20 protein-coding genes and 1 tRNA gene are annotated in these 21,868 nt (G+C 43.0%); 18 read left to right on the forward strand and 3 right to left on the reverse strand.

The features are described from left to right. Window positions 1-217 precede the first annotated feature (217 nt). The 4 genes from AAEY80_RS01950 (at window position 218) to AAEY80_RS01965 (ending at window position 3,573) form a co-directional block, all read left to right on the forward strand. A complete protein-coding gene (locus tag AAEY80_RS01950) occupies window positions 218-952 on the forward strand; it encodes a hypothetical protein (RefSeq protein WP_350587826.1) in 735 nt (244 codons plus the stop codon). Window positions 953-1,110: 158 nt separating this feature from the next. Next, window positions 1,111-1,824, forward strand: a complete 714-nt coding sequence (locus tag AAEY80_RS01955; RefSeq protein WP_201575760.1) for a DarT1-associated NADAR antitoxin family protein — start codon at window positions 1,111-1,113, stop codon at window positions 1,822-1,824. A gap of 171 nt (window positions 1,825-1,995) precedes the next feature. Further along, window positions 1,996-2,976, forward strand: a complete 981-nt coding sequence (gene rluF, locus AAEY80_RS01960; protein WP_201566048.1) for a 23S rRNA pseudouridine(2604) synthase RluF — start codon at window positions 1,996-1,998, stop codon at window positions 2,974-2,976. A 159-nt stretch (window positions 2,977-3,135) separates the two neighbouring features. After that, window positions 3,136-3,573 (forward strand): SRPBCC family protein, encoded by a 438-nt coding sequence (locus tag AAEY80_RS01965; protein ID WP_101212045.1) that lies wholly within the window; start codon window positions 3,136-3,138, stop codon window positions 3,571-3,573. 116 nt (window positions 3,574-3,689) lie between these two features. Here the strand turns inward: AAEY80_RS01965 and AAEY80_RS01970 are convergent, their stop codons facing one another. Next, window positions 3,690-4,001, reverse strand: coding sequence for a DUF1244 domain-containing protein (locus AAEY80_RS01970; RefSeq protein WP_025650869.1), 312 nt, complete (start codon window positions 3,999-4,001; stop codon window positions 3,690-3,692). Between the two features lie 305 nt (window positions 4,002-4,306). Between AAEY80_RS01970 and ppiC the strand changes: the two genes are divergently transcribed. Next, window positions 4,307-4,585, forward strand: coding sequence for a peptidylprolyl isomerase PpiC (ppiC, locus tag AAEY80_RS01975; RefSeq protein WP_201566049.1), 279 nt, complete (start codon window positions 4,307-4,309; stop codon window positions 4,583-4,585). Window positions 4,586-5,010: 425 nt separating this feature from the next. Here the strand turns inward: ppiC and AAEY80_RS01980 are convergent. Then, a tRNA-Gly gene (locus AAEY80_RS01980) sits at window positions 5,011-5,085 on the reverse strand. A gap of 258 nt (window positions 5,086-5,343) precedes the next feature. Here AAEY80_RS01980 and AAEY80_RS01985 point away from each other — a divergent pair. The 3 genes from AAEY80_RS01985 to AAEY80_RS01995 all read left to right on the forward strand — a co-directional run bounded on the left by AAEY80_RS01985 (window position 5,344) and on the right by AAEY80_RS01995 (window position 9,646). Further along, window positions 5,344-7,014, forward strand: coding sequence for an alpha-keto acid decarboxylase family protein (locus tag AAEY80_RS01985; RefSeq protein ID WP_025650871.1), 1,671 nt, complete (start codon window positions 5,344-5,346; stop codon window positions 7,012-7,014). Between the two features lie 143 nt (window positions 7,015-7,157). Next, entirely contained in the window at window positions 7,158-7,547 is a 390-nt protein-coding gene (locus AAEY80_RS01990; RefSeq protein ID WP_227687547.1) for a GlpM family protein, read from the forward strand. A gap of 308 nt (window positions 7,548-7,855) precedes the next feature. Beyond that, window positions 7,856-9,646 (forward strand): potassium/proton antiporter, encoded by a 1,791-nt coding sequence (locus AAEY80_RS01995; protein ID WP_201566050.1) that lies wholly within the window; start codon window positions 7,856-7,858, stop codon window positions 9,644-9,646. Window positions 9,647-9,801: 155 nt separating this feature from the next. Here the strand turns inward: AAEY80_RS01995 and AAEY80_RS02000 are convergent, their stop codons facing one another. Then, window positions 9,802-10,722, reverse strand: coding sequence for a LysR family transcriptional regulator (locus AAEY80_RS02000; RefSeq protein ID WP_201566051.1), 921 nt, complete (start codon window positions 10,720-10,722; stop codon window positions 9,802-9,804). A gap of 213 nt (window positions 10,723-10,935) precedes the next feature. Between AAEY80_RS02000 and speB the strand changes: the two genes are divergently transcribed. From speB to AAEY80_RS02050, 10 genes are all read left to right on the forward strand, one after another. Then, window positions 10,936-11,904 (forward strand): agmatinase, encoded by a 969-nt coding sequence (speB, locus tag AAEY80_RS02005; RefSeq protein WP_201584031.1) that lies wholly within the window; start codon window positions 10,936-10,938, stop codon window positions 11,902-11,904. Window positions 11,905-12,021: 117 nt separating this feature from the next. Then, window positions 12,022-13,743 (forward strand): 5-guanidino-2-oxopentanoate decarboxylase, encoded by a 1,722-nt coding sequence (locus tag AAEY80_RS02010; RefSeq protein WP_350587827.1) that lies wholly within the window; start codon window positions 12,022-12,024, stop codon window positions 13,741-13,743. Window positions 13,744-14,022: 279 nt separating this feature from the next. Continuing rightward, window positions 14,023-15,429, forward strand: a complete 1,407-nt coding sequence (locus tag AAEY80_RS02015) for a YjiH family protein (protein ID WP_201575721.1) — start codon at window positions 14,023-14,025, stop codon at window positions 15,427-15,429. 387 nt (window positions 15,430-15,816) lie between these two features. Then, window positions 15,817-16,338 carry an acetyl-CoA carboxylase biotin carboxyl carrier protein gene (gene accB, locus AAEY80_RS02020; protein ID WP_025650878.1) on the forward strand — a complete coding sequence of 174 codons (522 nt, stop codon included), beginning with the start codon at window positions 15,817-15,819 and terminating at the stop codon, window positions 16,336-16,338. A gap of 60 nt (window positions 16,339-16,398) precedes the next feature. Next, window positions 16,399-17,745 carry an acetyl-CoA carboxylase biotin carboxylase subunit gene (accC, locus tag AAEY80_RS02025; RefSeq protein ID WP_201566055.1) on the forward strand — a complete coding sequence of 449 codons (1,347 nt, stop codon included), beginning with the start codon at window positions 16,399-16,401 and terminating at the stop codon, window positions 17,743-17,745. 69 nt (window positions 17,746-17,814) lie between these two features. Continuing rightward, window positions 17,815-18,468 carry a 5-oxoprolinase subunit PxpB gene (pxpB, locus tag AAEY80_RS02030; protein WP_201566056.1) on the forward strand — a complete coding sequence of 218 codons (654 nt, stop codon included), beginning with the start codon at window positions 17,815-17,817 and terminating at the stop codon, window positions 18,466-18,468. A gap of 49 nt (window positions 18,469-18,517) precedes the next feature. Then, window positions 18,518-19,438, forward strand: coding sequence for a 5-oxoprolinase subunit C family protein (locus tag AAEY80_RS02035; protein WP_025650881.1), 921 nt, complete (start codon window positions 18,518-18,520; stop codon window positions 19,436-19,438). Continuing rightward, complete coding sequence (pxpA, locus tag AAEY80_RS02040) at window positions 19,428-20,162, forward strand: 5-oxoprolinase subunit PxpA (protein WP_025650882.1); 735 nt, start codon at window positions 19,428-19,430, stop codon at window positions 20,160-20,162. The genes AAEY80_RS02035 and pxpA overlap by 11 nt, the downstream gene beginning before the upstream one ends. 53 nt (window positions 20,163-20,215) lie before the next feature. Next, on the forward strand, window positions 20,216-21,403 hold the full coding sequence (locus AAEY80_RS02045; protein ID WP_201608539.1) for an NRAMP family divalent metal transporter: 1,188 nt from the start codon (window positions 20,216-20,218) through the stop codon (window positions 21,401-21,403). 10 nt (window positions 21,404-21,413) lie between these two features. Then, window positions 21,414-21,860, forward strand: coding sequence for an acetyl-CoA carboxylase biotin carboxyl carrier protein (locus tag AAEY80_RS02050; protein WP_201633581.1), 447 nt, complete (start codon window positions 21,414-21,416; stop codon window positions 21,858-21,860). Window positions 21,861-21,868 lie beyond the last annotated feature (8 nt).

Consider the following 21,868-nt stretch of genomic DNA (forward strand, 5'->3'; position numbering starts at 1 on the left):
TAAGACGTATAATGGTAACCTGCCGTATAATTGCGTGATTAGTCATTGGTAATTAGTGGTTATCGACTTATCACTAAACAGCGTAATGAGATTATTGATAGCATTGAGTATGAGCTGCCAGAGTGTGAGCGGTATTTTATGTATCACTCATTATCTAATAGCAATTAGCAGCAATAAAAATTTAACAAAGTACCTCCAAATAAAAAGGCCGTCCTGAATGAGCAATAATAACCCGTATAATTTTTTACCTTTGCAGCCGACTGGTAGAAACGAGACTGATACTGCCAACACTTATGCGCCTGAAGACATGATTAAAATATACGAGCAGCAGTTTCTCATTCAAGTACCTGAAGAAAAGCTGACCGAGTTTTTACCCGCGCTAAAGAGTTTTTATGATATTGACAATCATACGTTAGACGTCAGTGCGATTATTTTTGACGCAATCGCGGAGTCCTCTATCATTTATAATCATAAGGTCAAAGCAGGGCGCTATGAAATCCTAGGCGAGTTGGTAAAAGAAGTGATTGAATATGATGAAGACAATAAAAATGATGAAGGTATTGAAGACCTAGACGCTGAGGACCTAGCCGCTGAGGACAAGGAGATTCAAGCTTATACACTAGAGTGCAAGCGCACCTTTTTCATTAACGATGTAGAGATACCTTATCATTTTAACTTGTTCATTTATGGTGACGGTTATTCTACTTTGACCAAAAAAGAAACCGTATTAGAAAAAATGTACTGGTTCGTTAGAGGCAGATTCGAAGAAAATCTATTGGACGATACCGAAGAGAATGACAGTTTAGACTCGATCAATAAGCAGCTAGCCAGCTTAGGTATTCGAGAAATGGATCTGAACACTATAGATGAGACAGTGAGCTATGTTGAGGACAACATCATAGACGATGCCATGGTGGACGAGCTTAACACCTTATTAGATGCTGCTGAGTAGGTAGCAAGCGCTAAGAGTAGGGTATGTCCTAAATTCGCATGACAGTTATTTTAAAATACTGTTTATGCCAAAGCTGTTATAAAAAAGCCGTTACAAAAGAACATTTATACAAGATTATTGATATAAGGCACATTGCTATGCAACAAACACAGAACCCTGTGGATCAAAGACAAGATGCTGTAGAACATAAACCCGTATTCATGCCGAGAACCAACAGTGATAATCTGGTCAAAACGGACATGGTTCGGTTTGAGCGGCATGTGGGGTTTGCGAGTCGCCAAAAGAAAAAATCCATTAATGATATGCATCAAGTCATTCGTAAAAAGTATGGCTTTAGTCATGTCCTAGAGCTATCGAGTAAATCGGGCAATAAATTGAGTTTTCCGCTCAGTCCATTGAGCTTAAAGCTCACGAATGAGCAAGATGGGCAGCAATATAGTGTCGAAAACGCCTTTCAAAGCAGTATGGTTTTTGAGGATGATGGCCCTTATATCGACTTGCTAAGTGTGCCGCCAAGACAAGCCAAAAAGGACGAGCGCTTAATAACTTCAGGTGAGCTGATTGGCTATAATTATTTTGGCATGGAATGGAGCGTAGAGCCGTTGACGACATTTTATGACTGGCTGTATATCAATGCCCTAAAGCAAAACCCGCATCTGCATGAGGAAGTCATGCAATATCAGGCCTTTACTGATCGTGATTTTAATCCCAAAAAAACTATCCATTGTGCCGCTTATGCGCTGGCGATGTTTGTGGCGCTTAATAAACGCGAGTTGCTCGATAACATTGAAGACCCTGCGGTATTCTTCAATTTATATCATGAATTCAAAATAAGTAACACCGAGCAGCTTTTGGAAGAAGGGTGGGTTTGATTGCTCTGTGCTTTCAATTTGATATAAGAAGTCAATTGGTTTTCTAAAAGCGACGATACAAATGAGCACTGAGTTTCCTATATAATACGAGCCATCCAGTTATTAATTATTCATTCAATTTAGGTTTTTTTCTTAGCAGGAAAAGCCTTTTATTAAGTAAAACGGTGCTTTATGTTTAACGCTTCCTCGACTCGTTTAAATAAATACATCAGCGAAAGCGGTATTTGCTCCAGACGCGACGCTGACCGCTTTATTGAACAAGGTAATGTGTACGTCAATGGCAAGCGTGCTCAAGTAGGCGCGCAAGTAGTCGCTGGAGATGCGGTAAAAGTTAACGGCCAGCTTATTGAGCCACGAGAGCCTGATGATTTTGTTTTTATTGTGTTGAATAAGCCAGTAGGTATTGTCAGCACCACCGAGAGCTCTGAGAAAAACAACATCGTCGATTTTGTGAGACATAGTTTACGTATTTTCCCCATCGGTCGTTTGGATAAGGACTCCCAAGGTTTAATCTTTTTGACCAACAATGGCGATCTGGTGAATAAGGTATTACGTGCTGGCAATAATCACGAAAAAGAATATTTGGTCACGGTCAATAAACCGATCACCGATAGTTTCATCGAGGGTTTGGCCGGTGGTGTGCCTATTTTGGGGCAGATGACAAAGAAATGCCCGGTTACTAAGGTCGCACCCACCGTGTTTAACATCACGCTAGTTCAGGGTTTGAACCGCCAAATTCGCCGTATGTGTGAGCATTTTGGCTATGAAGTGGTGAAGCTTGAACGTACACGGATTATGAATGTCAGTCTTAAGGGAATTCCCGTTGGAGACTGGCGAGATTTGACCGAAAAAGAGCTGTCTGTTTTACTGAAGTCTATAGGAGCGTCTTCTTCAGAGGACAATAAATCGGGCAAGAAGTCTCAGAATGCGCCTCGAAAAAAAGCTCGCACTGATAGCTCATCAAAGCCAAAATCATCTTCAAAACCAACGGGCGCCGCAAAGGGAAGTACCAAACACTCAAAGGATGGTGCTAGAAAGCCGAAAGGTTCTAAAGATAAGCGTCCTTTTGGTGATAGCAATAAATCTCGTGGCAATGGCAAACCTACTGCACGTGGCAATCGGCCTTCAAAAGGTCGAGGCTCTAAGCGGTAACAGTCTTCAAAGTCATAGATTGGTAAGTAGTGGTTGACTGGTTTAGAGCGTTTTACAAAAGATACTGTATCAAAATCCAGATAACTTAAAGTTTGATTGCTTTATTCATTTATGAAATGGCAATAAGCTAAATAATCTTAACCTTAATGAGATAATATTATGTTCAAGATAAAAGTAGAACGCATTGTCAAAAAACCGATTAATGAGGTTTTTGAAGCACTAAGTGACCACGCTAGCTATGGATTATTTAAAGCTGTAGGTACTGCTAAATTGTTGACTGAAGGTGACGAGGAACGCAATGGCGTTGGCGCTTTACGATCAGTACAAACGGGCACCTTTAAAGTATGGGAGCGCATTACGGCGTTTGAGCGTCCCACCCATATGCAATACAAAATCGAAAAATCTAAACCTATAAGAATGCAACATAACAAAGGCATGATTGATCTAAAAGATTTAGGAGACGGAACCACACACGTGACTTGGCTGTCTGAAGGTCGAATAGTTGTGCCATTAATTGGATGGGCGTTGGATCGTAAAATGCAAAAACAAGGTACAAAAGTATTTAATAGTATGCTCAAGTCTTTAGAGAGCAGATAAACTAAAAGCCGCTAAACTAGCGGCCTCGCTTGATTGTATTCCAAGTATTGCTTAGCGTTTTTATAGTTGTTCTCAATCAATATTGATTCATTGATTGAGAGCAACTACAATTACTCTTAATTGGACTCGTTCTTGGCGGCTTCAATGTCGTTAAAGCGTGCCAATTGCTCTGGTGTTGCTGGTTGTTGATGCTTCTCTTTCCACTCAGAATAGGGCATGCCATAAACAAGCTCACGCGCGTCTTCGTAGTCGATGTCAATCCCACGCTCTTCACCAGCTGCTTTATACCATTTGGATAAACAGTTGCGACAAAAGTCAGCAAGGTTCATTAAATCAATATTTTGTACATCTTTACGCTCGTCCAAGTGAGCCAATAAACGACGGAATGCTGCGGCTTCTAATTCGATGTTGGATTCTAATTTTGCCATAAGATTCTTCCTAATGGTTAATTGTTAATGGGTATTTATGCATTGTTATACAGGGCATTTTAAGAGTAATGATAACCTGTTTTCTGTTCATTTAATGGTTGTCCATTTATTAAAAATTTATTTACATGAGCTAACATTGAAATTCCCTCCAAACCTGAAAAATTGGATAAAAGAACTCAGCGCTTTATAAAATCGCCTGTGTAGATAATGGCTTTTGATAAAATAGCGCAGTCAAGTTAGGTGAGAAACCAAAGTAAGTAGTGATATAATGCCCTGATAATCAATATTTTATGAAGGTTTACGTTATGGCTCGCACCGCTAGCGCATTACACATTTTAGTCAAAGATAAAGCATTGGCTGACGACATTATTGCCAAACTCAAAAAAGGCGCGCAGTTTGATGTACTGGCTAAGAAACACTCCACCTGCCCATCAGGCAAAAAAGGTGGCAGCTTAGGTGAGTTTGAAAAAGGCGACATGGTACCAGCATTTGATAAAGTCTGCTTCAGCGGCGAACTCTTTACCCCACATTTAGTGAAAACCAAATTTGGCTGGCATGTGGTTAAAGTGCTTTATAGGACGTAAGCGTTAGAGACTGTAGTGGCATAGAAGCCTTAAACTGTTTTTAATAGATGATGCACACAAGAAAAGCCAGACAGCTTAGTTGTCTGGCTTTTTTAATTCTTGGTACTTATCTGTCTGCTAAAAATCATGCTGACGTATATGTGTACTTCAATCGGATAGTTATAACCATAGTATTTACATACAACATCATCTAAGTGAGCATAGCGTTGAGAAATCATCTCAAATTGTATTTATGCGCTAAGCTCATAATTCCCGCAAAGCGTCTTTACGTGCTTAATAAAGCCGCCTTTATTATTGTATGCCCAGTAGTCCGCCCATATTTGAATATCATAGGTGCTCTGCGTAATCCCCTAAAAATAGACAAAAAAAAGCCTCACATCTCCCATTAAGAGATGTGAGGCTTTTGCGCTTTATTCAAGCTAATTTGGAGCGGGAAAAGAGATTCGAACTCTCGACCCCAACCTTGGCAAGGTTATGCTCTACCACTGAGCTATTCCCGCTGATTATCAATTAACTGTCGTTAGTTGATGAAGGCGTATTATACGCAGTTTTTTAAGAGTGTCAATACCTATGACGAAAAAAGTAAAAGTTAGTAAGACAGGTATGTTATCTGGCCATAAATGTATGTTATAACAGTTTCTTATAATATGCATTCCAAAAGCTTTGCATTAAATAAATAAGCTGGGATGTACTTTATAGTTAGTCATAATCAAATTAAAAACCAACAATACTTAGAATGATAAGTCAAAGGATAAGAAATGAGTCAACAATATACCATCGCTGATTATTTGTTTGATCGAATCGCTGAAGCGGGTGCCACTGAAATATTTGGTGTGCCCGGTGATTTTAATTTAACATTTTTAGACAATGTTATCGCTTCTGATAAATTGCGCTGGGTGGGTAACACCAATGAGTTGAATGCAGGCTACGCAGCTGACGGCTATGCACGTGAGCGTGGTTTTGCCGCTATGGTAACGACTTTTGGCGTCGGTGAGCTGTCAGCGATTAATGCAACGGCAGGCTCGTTTGCAGAGTATGCACCGGTATTGCATGTGGTCGGCGCACCAAGCACAGCATTGCAAGATTCCAAACGCCGGATTCACCATACTTTGGGTGACGGGGTATTTAACCATTTTATTAAAATGGTCGAGCCGGTGACTGTGGCGCGCGCGCACATTACACCTGAAAATGCTGCTTCTGAGATTGATCGGGTTATTCGTCTGATTCTTAAAAAGCATCGTCCCGGTTATTTACTGTTATCACCAGATGTTGCAAAAACGCCAATTTATCCGCCAACGACCAAACTTGTCGATAGTGAAGAAGATATCACCAGTCAAGCGGCGTTAGATGATTTTAAGCAAGCGCTAATAGAATTTCTGCCAAACAAAACCACCACGCTTATGGCAGACTTGATGGTGCATCGTTTAGGGCTGCAAAAGCAGTTAAAAGCGTTGCTTGCCGATACCAATATTCCTTATACGACGCTATCGTGGGGCAAAACTTTGCTTGACGAAAACAGTGATCGTTGGGCAGGGACTTATGCAGGCGTGGCATCGCGTCCCGTCGTTAAGGATATGGTCGAAAACTGTGAATGTTTGATTAAGATTGGCGTGCAGTATACGGATACGACGACAGCGGGTTTTAGCCAAAATATTGATGAAAATGTGGTGGTTGACCTGCATTATGAGCGTGCAAGTATCGCAGGCAGAAACTTTGCACCCATTGCCCTAAAAGATGCTCTAAAAACATTGCATGAGGTGATGACTTCAGATATTAACATTGTGCCAAAGCAGTTCTGTGAAGAGGTAAAGCCGCATGAGCAACATGGCAAGGATGATGAGGCTATCCGTCAAGATGACTTATGGCATATCATCGCTGATGCGCTTGATGATAAAAACTTGGTGTTTTCTGAACAAGGTACTGCCTATTTTGGTATCAGTGATGTGCGTCTGCCAGAAGGCGTGACGTCTTATGGACAGCCTATGTGGGGTTCTATCGGTTATACTTTGCCGGCGAGTTTAGGCGCGGCCATTGCATCGCCGCATAAGCGTAGTATTTTGCTGATTGGTGATGGCTCGGCATTATTAACCATTCAAGAGATTGCGGTCATGATTCAAGAGCGGGTCAATCCTGTGATTGTACTGATTAATAATGACGGCTATACCGTTGAGCGGGCGATTCATGGTGAAAATCAGTATTATAACGACATCCCTAAATGTGACTGGCAGCTGATGCCAAAAGCGTTTGGTGCTACTGATGATAATAGTCTGCTACTAAAAGCAGAGACAGCGGGTGAGTTAAAAGCAGCTCTCAAGCAAGCAGCTGCCGCCAAAGACAAGCTGGTTATGTTGGAAGTCATCGCTGGTAAGCATGATATCCCGCCACTACTGGCCGACATCAGTGCCGCGCTGAAGCCAAAAAATGATTGAGTAATTAATAAAAAACTCGCTTCATAAAAAAGTGCAAGAAGCCCCATCTAGCAATGTTGCTAAATGGGGCTTCTTGCACTTTTTTATCCTATAGATTAATTAATCAGTTATTGCTCTTATGTCGGTTTGCAGACTTTAGTATCATGGTAGATTGGGTTATTTCCAGCCCTTATCATTCCATAGGAGATGACCCCGTCGTGATTTGGCTAAAAATGCTTATTGGCGCTTTGATGGTTTTGCTCATTCAATTATTTGCGCAGACCAAATTCTTCTATCTGGCGGCATTGGCACCGCTATTCCCTACATTTACCCTGATCAGTCATTTCATCGTTGGTACTGAGCGTAGTGCCGCGGATCTAAGAGTGGCATTGATATTTAGTATGCTTGGTGTCATCCCGCATCTTATTTATACTTTTGTGGTGTTTTTCAGTATTGGCTATATGAGCTTATATAAGGCTTTACTATTGGGCGTCGTCGCTTGGATGATAGCCGCGGCTATCTTAGTACTGACATGGCAATACATTCAAGCTTAAGCATTCAGGCTTAGATTAGCTGATACAGATGACAATTATCGTTGAATAAAAGTTGACGTTTACATGAGGTAGTACAGACAGCTTTCATCTATAAACGGATATGATTTGGCTAAAATATCTTTTATAAAATTTGATAGTAGATGTTACGCTTGGCAGTGGTCGATTGACCATCGCTGATAGGCGCTTATCTGGTGTGATATCTACTGACAGTGCGACAACGTAAGTTTTTTTTGAATCAAGTAATATCCCACTCATCATAAATATAACCACAAATACAATCACGACAACGACAAAATAGGGCTTAAAAAATGGATACCTTAAATATCCTCTACTTGGTAGGCGCGATATTAATTTTCGCCAGTATCATGGCGAGTACATTATCGGCGCGCTTAGGCGTACCATTATTGTTGCTGTTTTTGATAGTGGGTATGTTGGCAGGCGAGCAGGGTATCTTGGGTATTGAGTTCTCTCAATATGCGCTAGCCAATTTCGTTGGGCAGGCAGCCTTAGCCTGTATCTTGCTAGATGGTGGTTTACGCACTTCCTTTAAATCGTTCCGAGTGGGTCTAAAGCCTGCGATTACGCTGGCCACGTGGGGCGTGTTGGTCACGGTCATGGTGCTAGGTGTATTTGTCACTTGGCTGCTCGATGTCGATTGGCGCTTTGGTTTGCTGATGGCAGCGATTGTCGGCTCAACCGATGCGGCAGCAGTATTTTCTCTATTACGTAATGGCGGTGTCAAGCTTAACGACCGTGTACAAGCCACGCTTGAACTTGAGTCTGGTGCCAACGATCCTTTGGCTATTTTATTAGTCACTGGTTTGATTGCCCTAAATGTTGATCCTGCTGGTCAGACAGTGTCTGGCTTTTTAGTTTTATTGCTACAGCAGCTGAGCTTTGGGCTAGGGATGGGCTTGTTATTCGGTTATTTCTTATCCCGATTATTGCCCAAGGTACATTTGGCAGAAGGCATGTACGCCATTTTAATCCTCTCCGCTGGCTTGGCTGTGTTCGCCGCGACCAATCTCATTGGCGGCAGTGGATTTTTGGCGGTATACCTCACTGGTGTGTTAATCGGTAACCATAAAGTGCGCTCGACTGAGCATGTCATGCGAGTGATGGACAGCTTTGCTTGGCTGTCTCAGGCGGTGCTGTTTGTGGTATTAGGACTGCTGGTCACTCCGTCAAACGTCCTCAATGTCTGGCATTATTCGGTTGCAATCGCGCTCTTTATGATCTTTGTCGCGCGTCCTATTGCCGTCTATACCAGTGTCAAACCTTTCAAATTTAAAGACAGAGAGATCGGGTTTATCTCTTGGGTTGGTTTACGCGGTGCAGTGCCTATTACTTTGGCAATTTTACCTGTTATGGCTGGTATAGATAATGCCTTTATGCTGTTTGATATTGCCTTTGGTGTCGTGGTCTTATCATTGATTTTGCAAGGCACAACTATCCCGACGATGGCCAATCTATTTAAAGTACGTATTCCAACCAATAAAGACCCAAAAGAGGAGCACGAGGTCTGGGTATCCGATAAGGCCAGTATCACGCTATATGAGTTTGAGGCAAAGTCAGGTGCATTTGCCATTGGGCGTCATCCTATGGGTATCTCTAAAGGCATCAATCCAGATGAAATCAGTGTCTTTGCGCTAGTCCGTAATCAGCAAATCGTAGTAGTCAATGACAACACAAAGCTAAAATTCGGCGATAGTGTCTGGTATGCCATGAGAGGTAATCACGCGAGCAAAATCGCTAAGATTTTTAATGACACGACATTGGATCGCAAAGCTATCGATGACTTCTATGGCGATTGGTTGCTATCACCGAGTGTCAAGCTTGGAGACTTGCCGTTTTTTACAGGAATTATGGCGTCTGAGACATTGGTAAAAACACTTAAAACGTCCGATGAAGACAGCGCAAAAAACATGTGGGAGCAGACGGTGGCCGAGTACGTGAAATCACACTTAGGTACTGCGCCAGTGTCAGGCGATACTGTTGTGATAAGCGATGAATGGTCATTGGTTATTAAGGAAGTCGATGACAAAGGGAAGCTAAGAACCATTGGTCTAAAGTACCAAGACCAAGCAGCGACCGCCTAAAATTTTGTCGCAAATTGTTAACAGCTGATGATCAAAACAGTAAGATAAAGCCTTGTCTTTAAAGGCATTACTTTCAATACAAGACAATGCACCAGCTATTAGGACACTGTGATTAAGAAACACTGAGAATCCGAGTAGCAAAATCTGCTGATAAATTACGCTTTAGAATAATTCTCTGACAACAAATTTATCATTTTATTCAAAAAATCTGCCACATGTTTGTGTAGGTTTTCTCGGTATGCCCAGTGATGCTTCACTTCATAGCTTGCCTCATCAGGCAGTAGTATTTTCATCAGCCCCATCTCTTCATAGCGCATTGCTAGATCGCGTGGCAAATAGCCAACATGATGACCTGCCAAAATCAGCTGCGCGGTTGCCTCCATATGATAAGTGGTAGCGCTTAACGTCTTGGGGCGGACATGATTGATGCTCATATCAGTAATATACCCTCGTTTTATCCATGGATGGTTTTGTTCCAAGTCCTCAAAGCTTAAGTTTTCTGAGTCATAAAACAGTTTATGCTCGCGTCCGCAGCAGACGACCTGTCTTTCAATAAATGCTGGCTGAAAAGTGAGTAATGGTGGAAAACTACCAAAATAACCCACGCCAATATCACTCTCGTTACTCAGCAGCTTCTCCAGCATGCTTTCAGGGCTTTGCACATCGATAGAAAAATGAATGAGTGGATTGTCACGATAGCTAGCAGCCAAGCATTGGCGCAAGGCGTCATAAAAAAACGTCGGCATCTGGTCAATGAGACACAGTCGGATATGACCGCCACGCACCGAATCTAATTGGCGAATATAGTGCAGTTGATGCTGAAAGCTGGCCACCGCTTCAGTAAAACTCAAGCAAGCCTCGTAAACCGCAGCGCCATCTTCTGTCAGCTTAAAACCCGCGCGGCCACGATGACAAAGCGTCATACCCAAGCGATCTTCTAAATGGGTTAAATGTCCACTAATAACAGAGGGCGTCACATTTAAGCGCGACTGAGCGGCGGTCACGCCTTGACACTCCACGATTGCCATAAAGCTACGCAAGGTTTTGATGTCTATTTTTATCAATTCATCTAACATCGAAAGTTATGTTCCCGTATCTATTGTCTTGACCAAAACTTTTATAAAACTTCTAATAATAACGATTAAATCTAACTTACTACGAAAAAATAGAAGTTTACTTCTGAATTTTACCATGGTCTGCCTACCGATATTTAGGTATTGTCAGAGTCATATAAAAATTGATATATAACAAATTGTCTATTTCGACGACATAAAACAAGGATGTGAATTATGAAATTCAATCAACCATTGAGCGGCAACGACATGCCAAGATTTGGCGGTTTTGCTTCTATGATGCGCCTGCCAACTCAGGCTGATGCAGCAGGATTAGACGTGGCTTTCGTTGGTGTACCTATGGATATTGGGGCGTCAAACCGTAGCGGTGCCAGATTGGGCCCTCGCCAGATTCGCGATGAATCACGCATGATTCGCCCTTATAACGTTGCCACTCGCGCGGCACCCTTTGAGTCTTTACAAGTCGCTGATATCGGCGACGTACCTATCAATACCTTCAATCTCTTAAAAAGTATCGATATCATCGAAAAGTTCTATACAGAAAAAGTCGTGAATCATGGTGCTATCCCATTGACATTGGGCGGCGATCATACCATTGCTTTGCCTATTCTGCGTGCACTCGCCAAAAAACATGGCCCTGTCGGTATGGTACATATTGATGCGCATGCAGATATCAATGATGAGATGTTCGGTGAAAAAATCGCTCATGGTACGCCATTTCGCCGTGCTGTCGAAGAGAACCTCATCGATGGCAATCGTGTGGTGCAGATCGGTCTGCGTGGCACTGGATATAGTGCTGAAGAGTTTGATTGGTCAACCCAGCAAGGCTTTCGCGTGGTACCTGCTGAGGAATGTTGGTATAAGTCACTGACGCCATTGATGGCAGAAGTGCGTGAAAAGTTAGGCGATGGTCCTGTTTATCTAAGTTTCGATATCGATGGTATTGATCCTGCATTTGCACCGGGTACGGGCACGGCTGAAATCGGTGGCTTAACCTCGACGCAAGGTATCGAGATTATTCGCGGTATGCGTGGCCTTGATGTCGTCGGAGGTGATTTAGTAGAAGTGTCACCACCGTACGACCCATTTGGTAACACCTCTGTATTAGCCGCGAACTTATTGTTTGAGATGCTGTGTATCTTGCCGGGCGTCCGCTACGACGATAAAGTCAAAGCGATCTATTAATCATCATTCGTTATCTTTTCGCCAAATTCATCCTTTGTTAATAGGGTGGTATTGGTTTTTATATTAGATTTAACGATTTCTTTAAATAATAATTAAATATTTTAGGATGATTAACTCATGACGCAAACGATGCAAACGCCTGCTTCAGCACCAGCCACGCCGTCTCTAACCTGCGGTGAGCTGCTCGTGCAATGGCTAGAGTATTATGGGGTAGAGACCGTATTTGGTATTCCGGGTGTCCATACGGTCGAGCTATATCGAGGTCTACCGAGTACCAGTATTCGCCACGTGACACCGCGTCACGAGCAAGGTGCTGGGTTTATGGCTGATGGCTATTACCGTGCGTCTGGCAAAGTTGGCGTCTGCTTTATCATTACTGGCCCCGGTATGACCAACATCATGACTGCTATGGCGCAAGCCTTGGCTGACTCTATCCCAATGCTGGTAATCTCTAGTGTCAATAAGGTAAAAGATACGGGTAGCGGTGAAGGGCACTTGCATGAATTGCATGACCAACAAGGCATGGTTAGTAAGGTAGCGCTCACCAGCAAAACCATCTGGCAGCCTGAAGCATTACCGAAAGTCATCGCTGAAGCTTTTGCTTTGTTTAATGGCGCGCGTCCGGGCCCCGTGCATATCCAGCTACCTATTGATGTGATTACCGCCGATGCCAGTCATGTCGCCAAGCCTCCTAGCTTGAGTCATATTGCAAAAGGTCAAGATAATACGAATGGCTTGACCTTTCCGCAAGTGATGCGACCGCTGCCCAATCCTGCGCAATTAGATTTGATTGTTGAAACTTTGAAAGCCGCAAAGAATCCCGTGATTCTTTATGGTGGTGGCTGTGTTGATGTCGACCATGATGCACAAAAACTGGCAGAGCTTATCGATGCACCGACTTTTTTGACCATCAATGCTAAAGGGTTGCTACCACCTAATCATCCGTTGAGTTTGGGTAGCAATCAGTCATTAGATACCGGCCGTGCTGTTATTAGCGAGGCTGATTTAGTATTAGCCATTGGCACTGAGCTGGGTGAGACTGATTATGACGTGTTCTTTAATGGTGAGTTTAAAATCAATGGCACGCTGATTCGCATTGACTGCGATGCTCAGCAATTGCAGCGTCCTTTTAGAGCCGATATCGCCGTATTATCCGATGCGCAAGTGGCTATCAGTGGGCTGTGTAGCCGTTTAGAGGATCAGGCGTTAAACCATCAAGCAGTAGCGCGAGTAGCTGATGCAAAACAGTCACTTATAGAAAACATGACACCAGATTTTGCGGGTCAAAATGCGCTGCTGCAGCTGATTCGGGATGAGGTAGAAGACGTTATCTTTGTTGGTGATTCGACCCAGCCTGTCTATAGCGGCAACCTTGGCTTTGAAGCGTTGGCAACGCGTCGATGGTTTAACTCATCGACTGGATTTGGCACGTTAGGCTATGGTTTGCCTGCTGCAATTGGGGCTATGATTGGCTCAAACAGTCCGGTGGTTAGCTTGATTGGCGACGGTGGTATTCAGTTTACGATTGCCGAGCTCATCTGCGCCGCTGAGCTTGAGCTGCCGTTAATTGTCCTGCTGTGGAATAACCAAGGCTATGGCGAGATTCGTCGTTATATGGAGGAGGGCGGGTTGCCACTGATCGGGGTTAATATTAAGACGCCGAATTTTGAGCCATTAGCCGCAGGCTTTGGTGTTGGTTATCGTAGAATTACAGCCAAACAGCAACTGCTAGATGCATTGAAAGAAGATATTAAAGGCAAGCAACCTATTATTTATGAAGTTGATGAATCTGATGCATTTCTAACCGAAATGGGTAAGAGTTTTAGTTGTTTTAGTTAAAGGTTAAAGGCAGTGACATTAATAGTAAGAACACTAACAATAGTGAGGCTGGCTATATTAAAGTGTGCTGAATGAAGGACATAAAGAGGCAGATAAAAAACTCATTGTTAAATACGGTATCGATGATACGGTATCGCTATTTATTTATTTGAGAGATTGAAAAACCGAACCATCAGAAATTTACCCATAAGAAACTGAATCGACTCATTCGCTCAACCCAAGGATCGGTCAAAAAGCGAAAGAAACATTGGCGGTCGTCGCCTATCATGGAGGAATAAAATGACGAGTCATATTAGTAAGTCACAGCAGCCAGTTTTAGGTAACAATGCTGTCGATCCAAAAACACCAGAGGGCACACAATGGCGAGCAGCATTGTGGAAATTCCTGTTATTTTCCGCCCTTGGTATCGCCTTATTTATCATTCCATTCCAGTGGGATGGCAAGGTTACTATTTTATTAGGGGTATTGACCGATGCGCTGCAAGGCTGGATAGGCGACTATGTGGTTTACGTGGCCCTAGCGATTGTTACTACCTCCTTTATCGGTGCACTTGCTATTAAGCTGCTACGACCTACTTTGCAGCAAGACTCGATGCTAAAGAAGCTCTTCGATGTTGAATGGTTATGGCTCGCCGCCCGTTTTTTAGGCGCAGTATTTATCTGGATGATCTTTTTACAAGTAGGCCCCGAGTTTATTATTAATCGTAATACTGGCGGCGTTATTTTTGAAGATTTGATTCCGATTTTGATTCCTCTCTTCTTTTTCGCCATCTTATCGTTACCGTTTTTGACCGATTTTGGCTTGATGGAATTTTTAGGGACGCTATCGAGCAAGGTATTTATCAAGCTGTTTAAACTGCCCGGACGCTCAGCGGTCGATGCGATGTCTTCTTGGTTTGGCGCGGCGTCTATTGGTTTGCTCGTGACCATGCAAGAGTATGACAAAAGCTACTATAGCCAGCGTGAAGCGGCGATTATTGCCACGACTTTTTCGGTGACCTCAATTGCCTTTACGTATGTCGTTGCCAAGACTATTGGCGTTGACAATAACTTTGTCTTCTTTTATCTCACCATCGCGTTGACCGGTTTTGTCGCGGCCATTATCATGCCACGTATCCCGCCATTGTCATTAAAGGCCAACACTTACCATTCTGGCAAATGTATGCTAGATGAAGAGATTCCTGCGCAGTATAGTATGCCGCAGTGGGCGCTCAATCGTGCCGTGACGCGTGCGCACTCTATGCCCAGTCTGGCGAGCGTATTTAAGCATAGCGTAAAGAATCTATTTGATATTTATTTCGGCTTAATCCCTGTTATTTTCGCTATCGGCACCATTGGTCTGGGGCTAGCAGAGTACACGCCGGTATTTAATTGGATATCCGCGCCCCTCGTGCCAGTGCTTGAATTGTTAAAGATTCCAGAAGCGGCAGAAGCTGCGCCTGCCATGATTATGGGCTTTGCTGATATGTATCTACCAGCGTTGGTTGGTAAAAGCATTGAAAGTGAGATGACACGATTTATCGTTGGAGCGGCCTCTATTACCCAGATTATTTATATGTCTGAGGTCGGGGCGTTAATTTTGAAATCAAATATCAAGCTCAATGTGTTAGAGCTGTTTATGATCTTCATTCTCCGTACTTTAATTAGCTTAGTTATTATCACCTCAGTAGCCCATCTTTTATACTAGTTAGATATATTGATACTTAGTCAAAATTATCAGATATAACTGATGATTTTGGCTAAGTTTGACGCGATTAATTCTACTTCTACATAGGCTTAACCAATTTTTAGTGGTTGTAAATAATAACTTTTGACTGGTGTTAAGCTATAGTTTATACAATTTAAAAAAGATAAAAAGTGACTGAGTGCCGATGTATATGTAATAACTCAAGCACGCTTAATAGTGTAATTTTTTTATAGTGAATTGACTGTTTTTAAATAGGTTTGATAGCAAGATGATTGTGGTTATTTAGCTAAATCTGACAAAAAATATATGCTACGATTAAATAAAGCAGTGCAATATAGTCAAATAAAATAATGGTGTTCTTTTCACTCTAATGGACTAGATAATAATATGAATATTAACTTCCCTGACCTCGAAAAGCTGATAAAGATAGCTGAACGCTCTAACATAAATTCCTTAGAAGTAACGGATGGTGACGCGCGTATCTCTATAATATGCCGATCTGATGGCAACGAGAGTATCAGTGGTGACAACAACAATAACAATAAGCGCAATCTTGCTAGCACTTCCGGCTCAAAACAGCGAGCGAATATAAGCGCTGAGAGCAATCAAAACGATGTTGGTAATGATGACGCAGTTCTCAATAAAAAAGAGGCAAATGAAGACGCCCAAAAACAAGTAACAGCACCCATGCTAGGCACTTTTTATCGACGCTCAGAGCCTACAGCTGACGAGTTTGTTAAAGTAGGGGGTACGGTAGACAAAGGACAGACGCTATGTATTATTGAGGCTATGAAAATGATGCACGAGGTCAAAGCTGAGTTTCCATGCACTATTAAAGAGGCATTAGTTGATGAAGGTGATGTCGTAGAATATGGACAGGCCTTGTTTGTCATTGAACCAGCCAGCTAAGATTAGTGTACATTGCTTACGTACTATACTTTTTAGGAATATCAGCTTAGGAAGACCGACATGTTCTCAAAAATCTTAATTGCTAACCGTGGCGAGATTGCCTTACGCATTGTGCGAGCTTGCAAACAGTTGGGTATCGGATCAGTCATAGCCCATTCGGAGTCGGATAGAGACTCGTTACCCGTACGTTTAGCCGATGAGAGCATATGTATTGGGCCTGCTAATGCGACACACAGCTACTTAAATCAAAGAGCGATTGTCTCTGCGGCAAAAATGACCAATGCCGACGCCATCCACCCAGGCTATGGGTTTTTGTCCGAAAATGCTGAATTTGCGGATTTGATTGAAAAGTCGGGTCTCGTTTTTATCGGGCCGACCGCAGATAATATTAGACAGATGGGAGACAAGGTCGCTGCTAAAAAGCAAATGATTGCCGCGAGTGTGCCTTGTGTACCTGGCTCCGAAGGTGCTTTGCCCGCAGATAGCGATCAGATAATCAAGATTGCAAGTGATGTTGGCTATCCCGTCATTATTAAAGCAGCAAGCGGCGGTGGTGGCCGCGGTATGCGAGTCGTGGAACAAGAGGCCGATTTATTATCCGCTATTTCTATGACGCAGACAGAAGCCAAAGCCAATTTTGGTAGTGCTATTGTTTATCTCGAAAAATACCTACAAGCGCCGCGCCATATCGAAATCCAAGTATTGTCTGATGCCCATGGCAATGCTATCTATCTAGGTGAGCGCGACTGCTCTATGCAGCGCCGCCACCAAAAAGTAATAGAGGAAGCGCCAGCGCCAGGTATTACTGACGAACAAAGACAACAGATAGGTCAAGCTTGCGCGACTGCCTGTCAGCAAATGAAATATAGAGGGGCGGGTACGTTTGAGTTTTTATACGAAAACGACGAGTTCTTTTTTATCGAGATGAACACTCGTGTTCAGGTTGAGCATCCTATTACCGAGATGGTTACTGGGGTCGACATCGTTCAAGAACAAATACGAGTGGCCGCAGGGTTAGAGCTATCACATAAACAAAGTGATATCGTTATCACTGGACACGCTTTTGAGTGCCGTATTAACGCTGAAAATCCGAATACGTTTTTGCCTAATGCTGGCCGTATAGATTACTGTCATATGCCAGCAGGGCTCGGTATTCGAGTTGATAGCCATATCGAGTCGAACTATACCGTTCCGCCCTCTTATGACAGTTTAATCGCGAAAATATGCGTGTATGACCATTCAAGGGAAGCGGCGATTAAGAAGATGCAAGCAGCCTTATCAGAAGCGCAAATTACAGGCATTGATACCAATATCAGCCTGCACGAGCGACTGTTTAAAGATGAAGCGTTTCGTCAGGGTCAAGTGAGTATTCATTATCTAACCGAATGGATAAAAGAGAATATCTAAGTTAAGTTTTAATATCTAAAAATAGATCTGAAGCCGACATGAAAGACAAAGATAACGGAGCGTGTGCTAATGGAATTACAATGGCAGCTATGCAGTGAGACCAATCTAACTTTGTTTTTCCCTAAACCTATAACGTTAGAGAAGCAGCAACAGTGCTGGGCGCTCGCCGACAGCATACAGCAAATGCCAGAAGTCTTAGAAGTCGTCATCGGCATGAATACACTAAGTGTCTTCACCGTCTCCTTAACATGGGTGGAGCTTGAAGCGTTTAAAGATAAACTATCAGCTCTACTTGATGACATTCCTTCAAAAACCATAAACGGTAAGCATGTGGATATTCCCGTACATTATGGCGGCAAATATGGCCCTGATTTAAAAACACTGGCCACTGAACTGGGTCTCTCCGTTGAAGCGGTTGTTAATTTACACACCGAGGCGACTTATACGATTTATTTCATTGGTTTTCAGCCCGGATTTCCTTATCTTGGCGGCTTATCTGAATCCTTATATTTTCCAAGACATGCGACCCCAAGAACGAAAGTGCCTGCAGGTTCGGTCGGCATCGGTGGTGAACAAACCGGTGTCTATCCTTTTGAATCCCCAGGTGGTTGGCAGCTGTTAGGCCAAACTGATATACCTTTATTTGATTTAACAAAAGCGTCTCCTACTTTGCTTAACGCAGGCGATACCTTGAAATTTACCGCTATTGATATTTATGAATAAAACACCTTTAAATCAGGTATCTGCTCATACCAATAAATAGGGGCTATCAATGAAGATTTTAACCACTAGTGCGCTTGCTAGCATCCAAGACTCGGGACGATTTGGCTATCGAAGCATGGGCGTGGATAGAAGTGGGGTAATGGATAGCTGGGCTTTGCAAGCGGGAAATGCGTTGTTAAAGAACGACCTTAACGAGCCTGCTATCGAAATAGCGGTCGGTAGTCTCACGATACAGTTTGAAGAGGACGTCAGTTTTTGTTTAACGGGTGCGCTCTACGAGGCATATATAGATGATAAGCGTATTCCTTGCTATTGGCGTATTAATGCGCAGGCAGGGCAAACGCTTAAACTGCTGCGTCCATTACAAGGTATGTATACCTATCTGTGTGTACATGGCGGCTTTGATATCGAGCCAGTCCTACAATCGTCCAGCACCAATCTAAAAGCCAGTTTTGGCGGTTTTAAAGGTAGATACCTTAAAGCAGATGATGTTCTAAAAGTGAGAACATCCTCAAGCTTACGGGTTATAGGAGTGGCTCGCCTTGAGCCAACCAATAGGATTAGAGTAATAAAAAACAGTGAGTATGAGTACTTTACCTCTGCCTCAAAAGCCGCGTTTGAATCACAGCAATGGCAACTACAAAGCAGTAGCAACCGTATGGGCTATCGCTTGGATGGTACCGCACTTGAGTTTAATGAAGCTACGCAAATGAGCTCGCACGGTGTCGATATTGGCATGATTCAAGTACCGCCGCAAGGGCAGCCGATTGTTCTGATGGCTGATGCCCAAACGACGGGTGGCTATCCTAAAATTGCGACGGTAATTAACGCTGATATAGGGCTCATGGCGCAAATTCGGTTTGGTAAAACTTGTCAATTTGTCATCATAGAGGTAGAGCAAGCATTGCGTGAGCAGCAAAAAAGACAATACTATATCGAGCAAATTAAGGAGTACGCCCATGAAAGTTGATTTAAATGCCGACGTTGCCGAAGGCTGCGGACAAGATGAGAAGCTGATGACCATAGTAAGTTCGGCTAACGTGTGCTGTGGATTACATGCCGGTTCTTATGCCGAGATGCTAATCACCTTACAGTTGGCAAAAGAAAATAACGTCAGGGTAGGGGCCCATCCCAGTCTAGACGATAGAGAGAACTTTGGTCGTACCGATCAAGTTTTAGACGAAGAAGGCTATCGTGCCTTAATGCGGTATCAGTTGGGAGCAACCAAAGCGCTTTGCGACTTGGTTGGTGTGCCGTTAGAGTATGTTAAACCGCATGGCGCTTTATATAACCAAGCCGCTGCCAATGAATCATTAGCAGATATTCTGGTCAGTGAAATTAAGAATTTCGATTCCAATTTAAAAGTGATGGGTTTGTCGGGTGGCTATCTGGTCAAGTCAGCAAAAAATCATGGTCTAGAGGTGATATCTGAAGTATTCGCTGATAGGAACTATGAGAAGGATGGCTCGCTAGTCTCGCGTAGCAAAGACAATGCCCTAATAACGGACACGGATGAAGCGACCAATCATGTGCTACAAATGATTACTGAAGGGTTTGTAACCAGTGTATGCGGTGAAAAAGTGCCGGTAGATGCCCAAAGCGTCTGCTTACATGGCGACGGCGAACACGCCATTCTTTTTGCTCAAGAAATAAAAAAGCAGCTTGAGCTAAAAGGTATTGAGATATCAGCTTAATATTAGATTAATAATAACTTGAACGACCTACTCTGTATAAAACAAGGATGTTTATGAGTACCTTAAAAAAACACAATACAGCTATTTTAGGTGCCGCTTTTTTGATGGCAACCTCAGCAGTAGGGCCAGGATTTTTGACACAAACTGCTACTTTTACCGAAAGCTTGATGGCAAGCTTTGGTTTTGTTATTTTAATCTCTATTGTCATGGATATTGGCGTCCAGCTTAACGTTTGGCGAGTAGTAGCCGTATCCAAAAAGCGCGCGCAGGAAATTGCTAACTTGGTATTTCCTGGAGTGGGTTATTTGCTCGCTTTCCTGATTATTGCTGGAGGCTTAGCATTTAATATCGGTAATATTGGCGGCGCTGGTCTTGGTATGCAGTCGATGTTCAATATCTCACCCATTACTGGCGCACTGATCAGTGGGGTAATCGCTGTTGCTATATTTCTAGGCCGCGAAACCGGCCCTATCATGGATAAGTTCACTCAGCTAATGGGCTTTATTTTAATTGTGTTAATTATCTATGTAATGTTTAAGTCTGATCCACCATTAGCTGAAGCAGTTACCAAAACCATTATGCCTGATAAGATAGATGCGGTAGCGATCGTAACCTTAGTAGGCGGTACGGTTGGTGGTTATATTACTTTCTCTGGTGCTCATCGCTTGTTAGAAGCAGGCGTCAGCGGAGAAGAAAACCTAGACTCTGTGACCAGAAGCTCGGTCTCTGGCATTTTGATTGCCTCTGTTATTCGCGTCTTCTTATTCCTTGCTGTCTTGGGCGTGGTCTCCAAAGGTATCGCGTTAGACCCCTCAAATCCAGCAATGTCGCCTTTTCAGTATATCCTAGGCAATACTGGTAAAGTTGTTTTTGGTATGGTGATTTGGGCGGCCTCAGTGACCTCTGTTATTGGCGCTGCGTATACTTCCGTATCTTTTATGACCAATTTTCATCCCTTTATCGAGACCCATAAGCGCTATTTTATTATTGGTTTTATTGTCATCTCGACATTCGTCTTTGCCACTATCGGCAAGCCAGCTCAAGTACTTGTATTAGTCGGGACGTTAAATGGCTTAGTACTACCTATCGCTATGGTGATTATACTTATTGCGGCCTATAGAAAAAATATCGTCGGCAATTATAAACACCCTATTTGGATTGCTGTCTTTGGTTGGTTGATTGCTATTGCGATGAGTATTCTAAGCGTGATGACTATCGCTCAATATCTTGGTATCAGTTAAGGAGTTTATGATGGATATAGAACAAGTGGCGCGGGTGGTTAAACTCGTTGAAAGCAGCCGATTGTATAAAGTAACGATTGAAGATAACGGGCAGTCAATTACCGTAGTTAATAACATAAACCAGCAGAAGACTGCCAGCCCCGTAAAAACAAAGGCTGTTCAAGATAGTACGGATAAAAACAGTGCAGATCAAAATGGTAGCGCCATTAAAAATAATCTACCGAAGGTGCGCGCGACGCATGTTGGACGGGTTTATTTAAGTGAAGATGGGGCAATTGATCCTTTAGTGAGCAAGGGCGATCATATTGAAAAAGGTCAAACGATTTGCTTTATTGAAGAGTTGACTCGACTGCTACCTGTGGTCAGTGACAAAGAAGGGGTTGTGAGCGATATATTGGTTGAGGATGGGCAAGGTGTTGAATACGGGCAGTCTATTTTAGCTTTGGAATTATATTAAAATGATCG

This window comes from Psychrobacter sp. 78a-MNA-CIBAN-0178, assembly GCF_040309625.1.
GTDB lineage: Bacteria > Pseudomonadota > Gammaproteobacteria > Pseudomonadales > Moraxellaceae > Psychrobacter > Psychrobacter okhotskensis.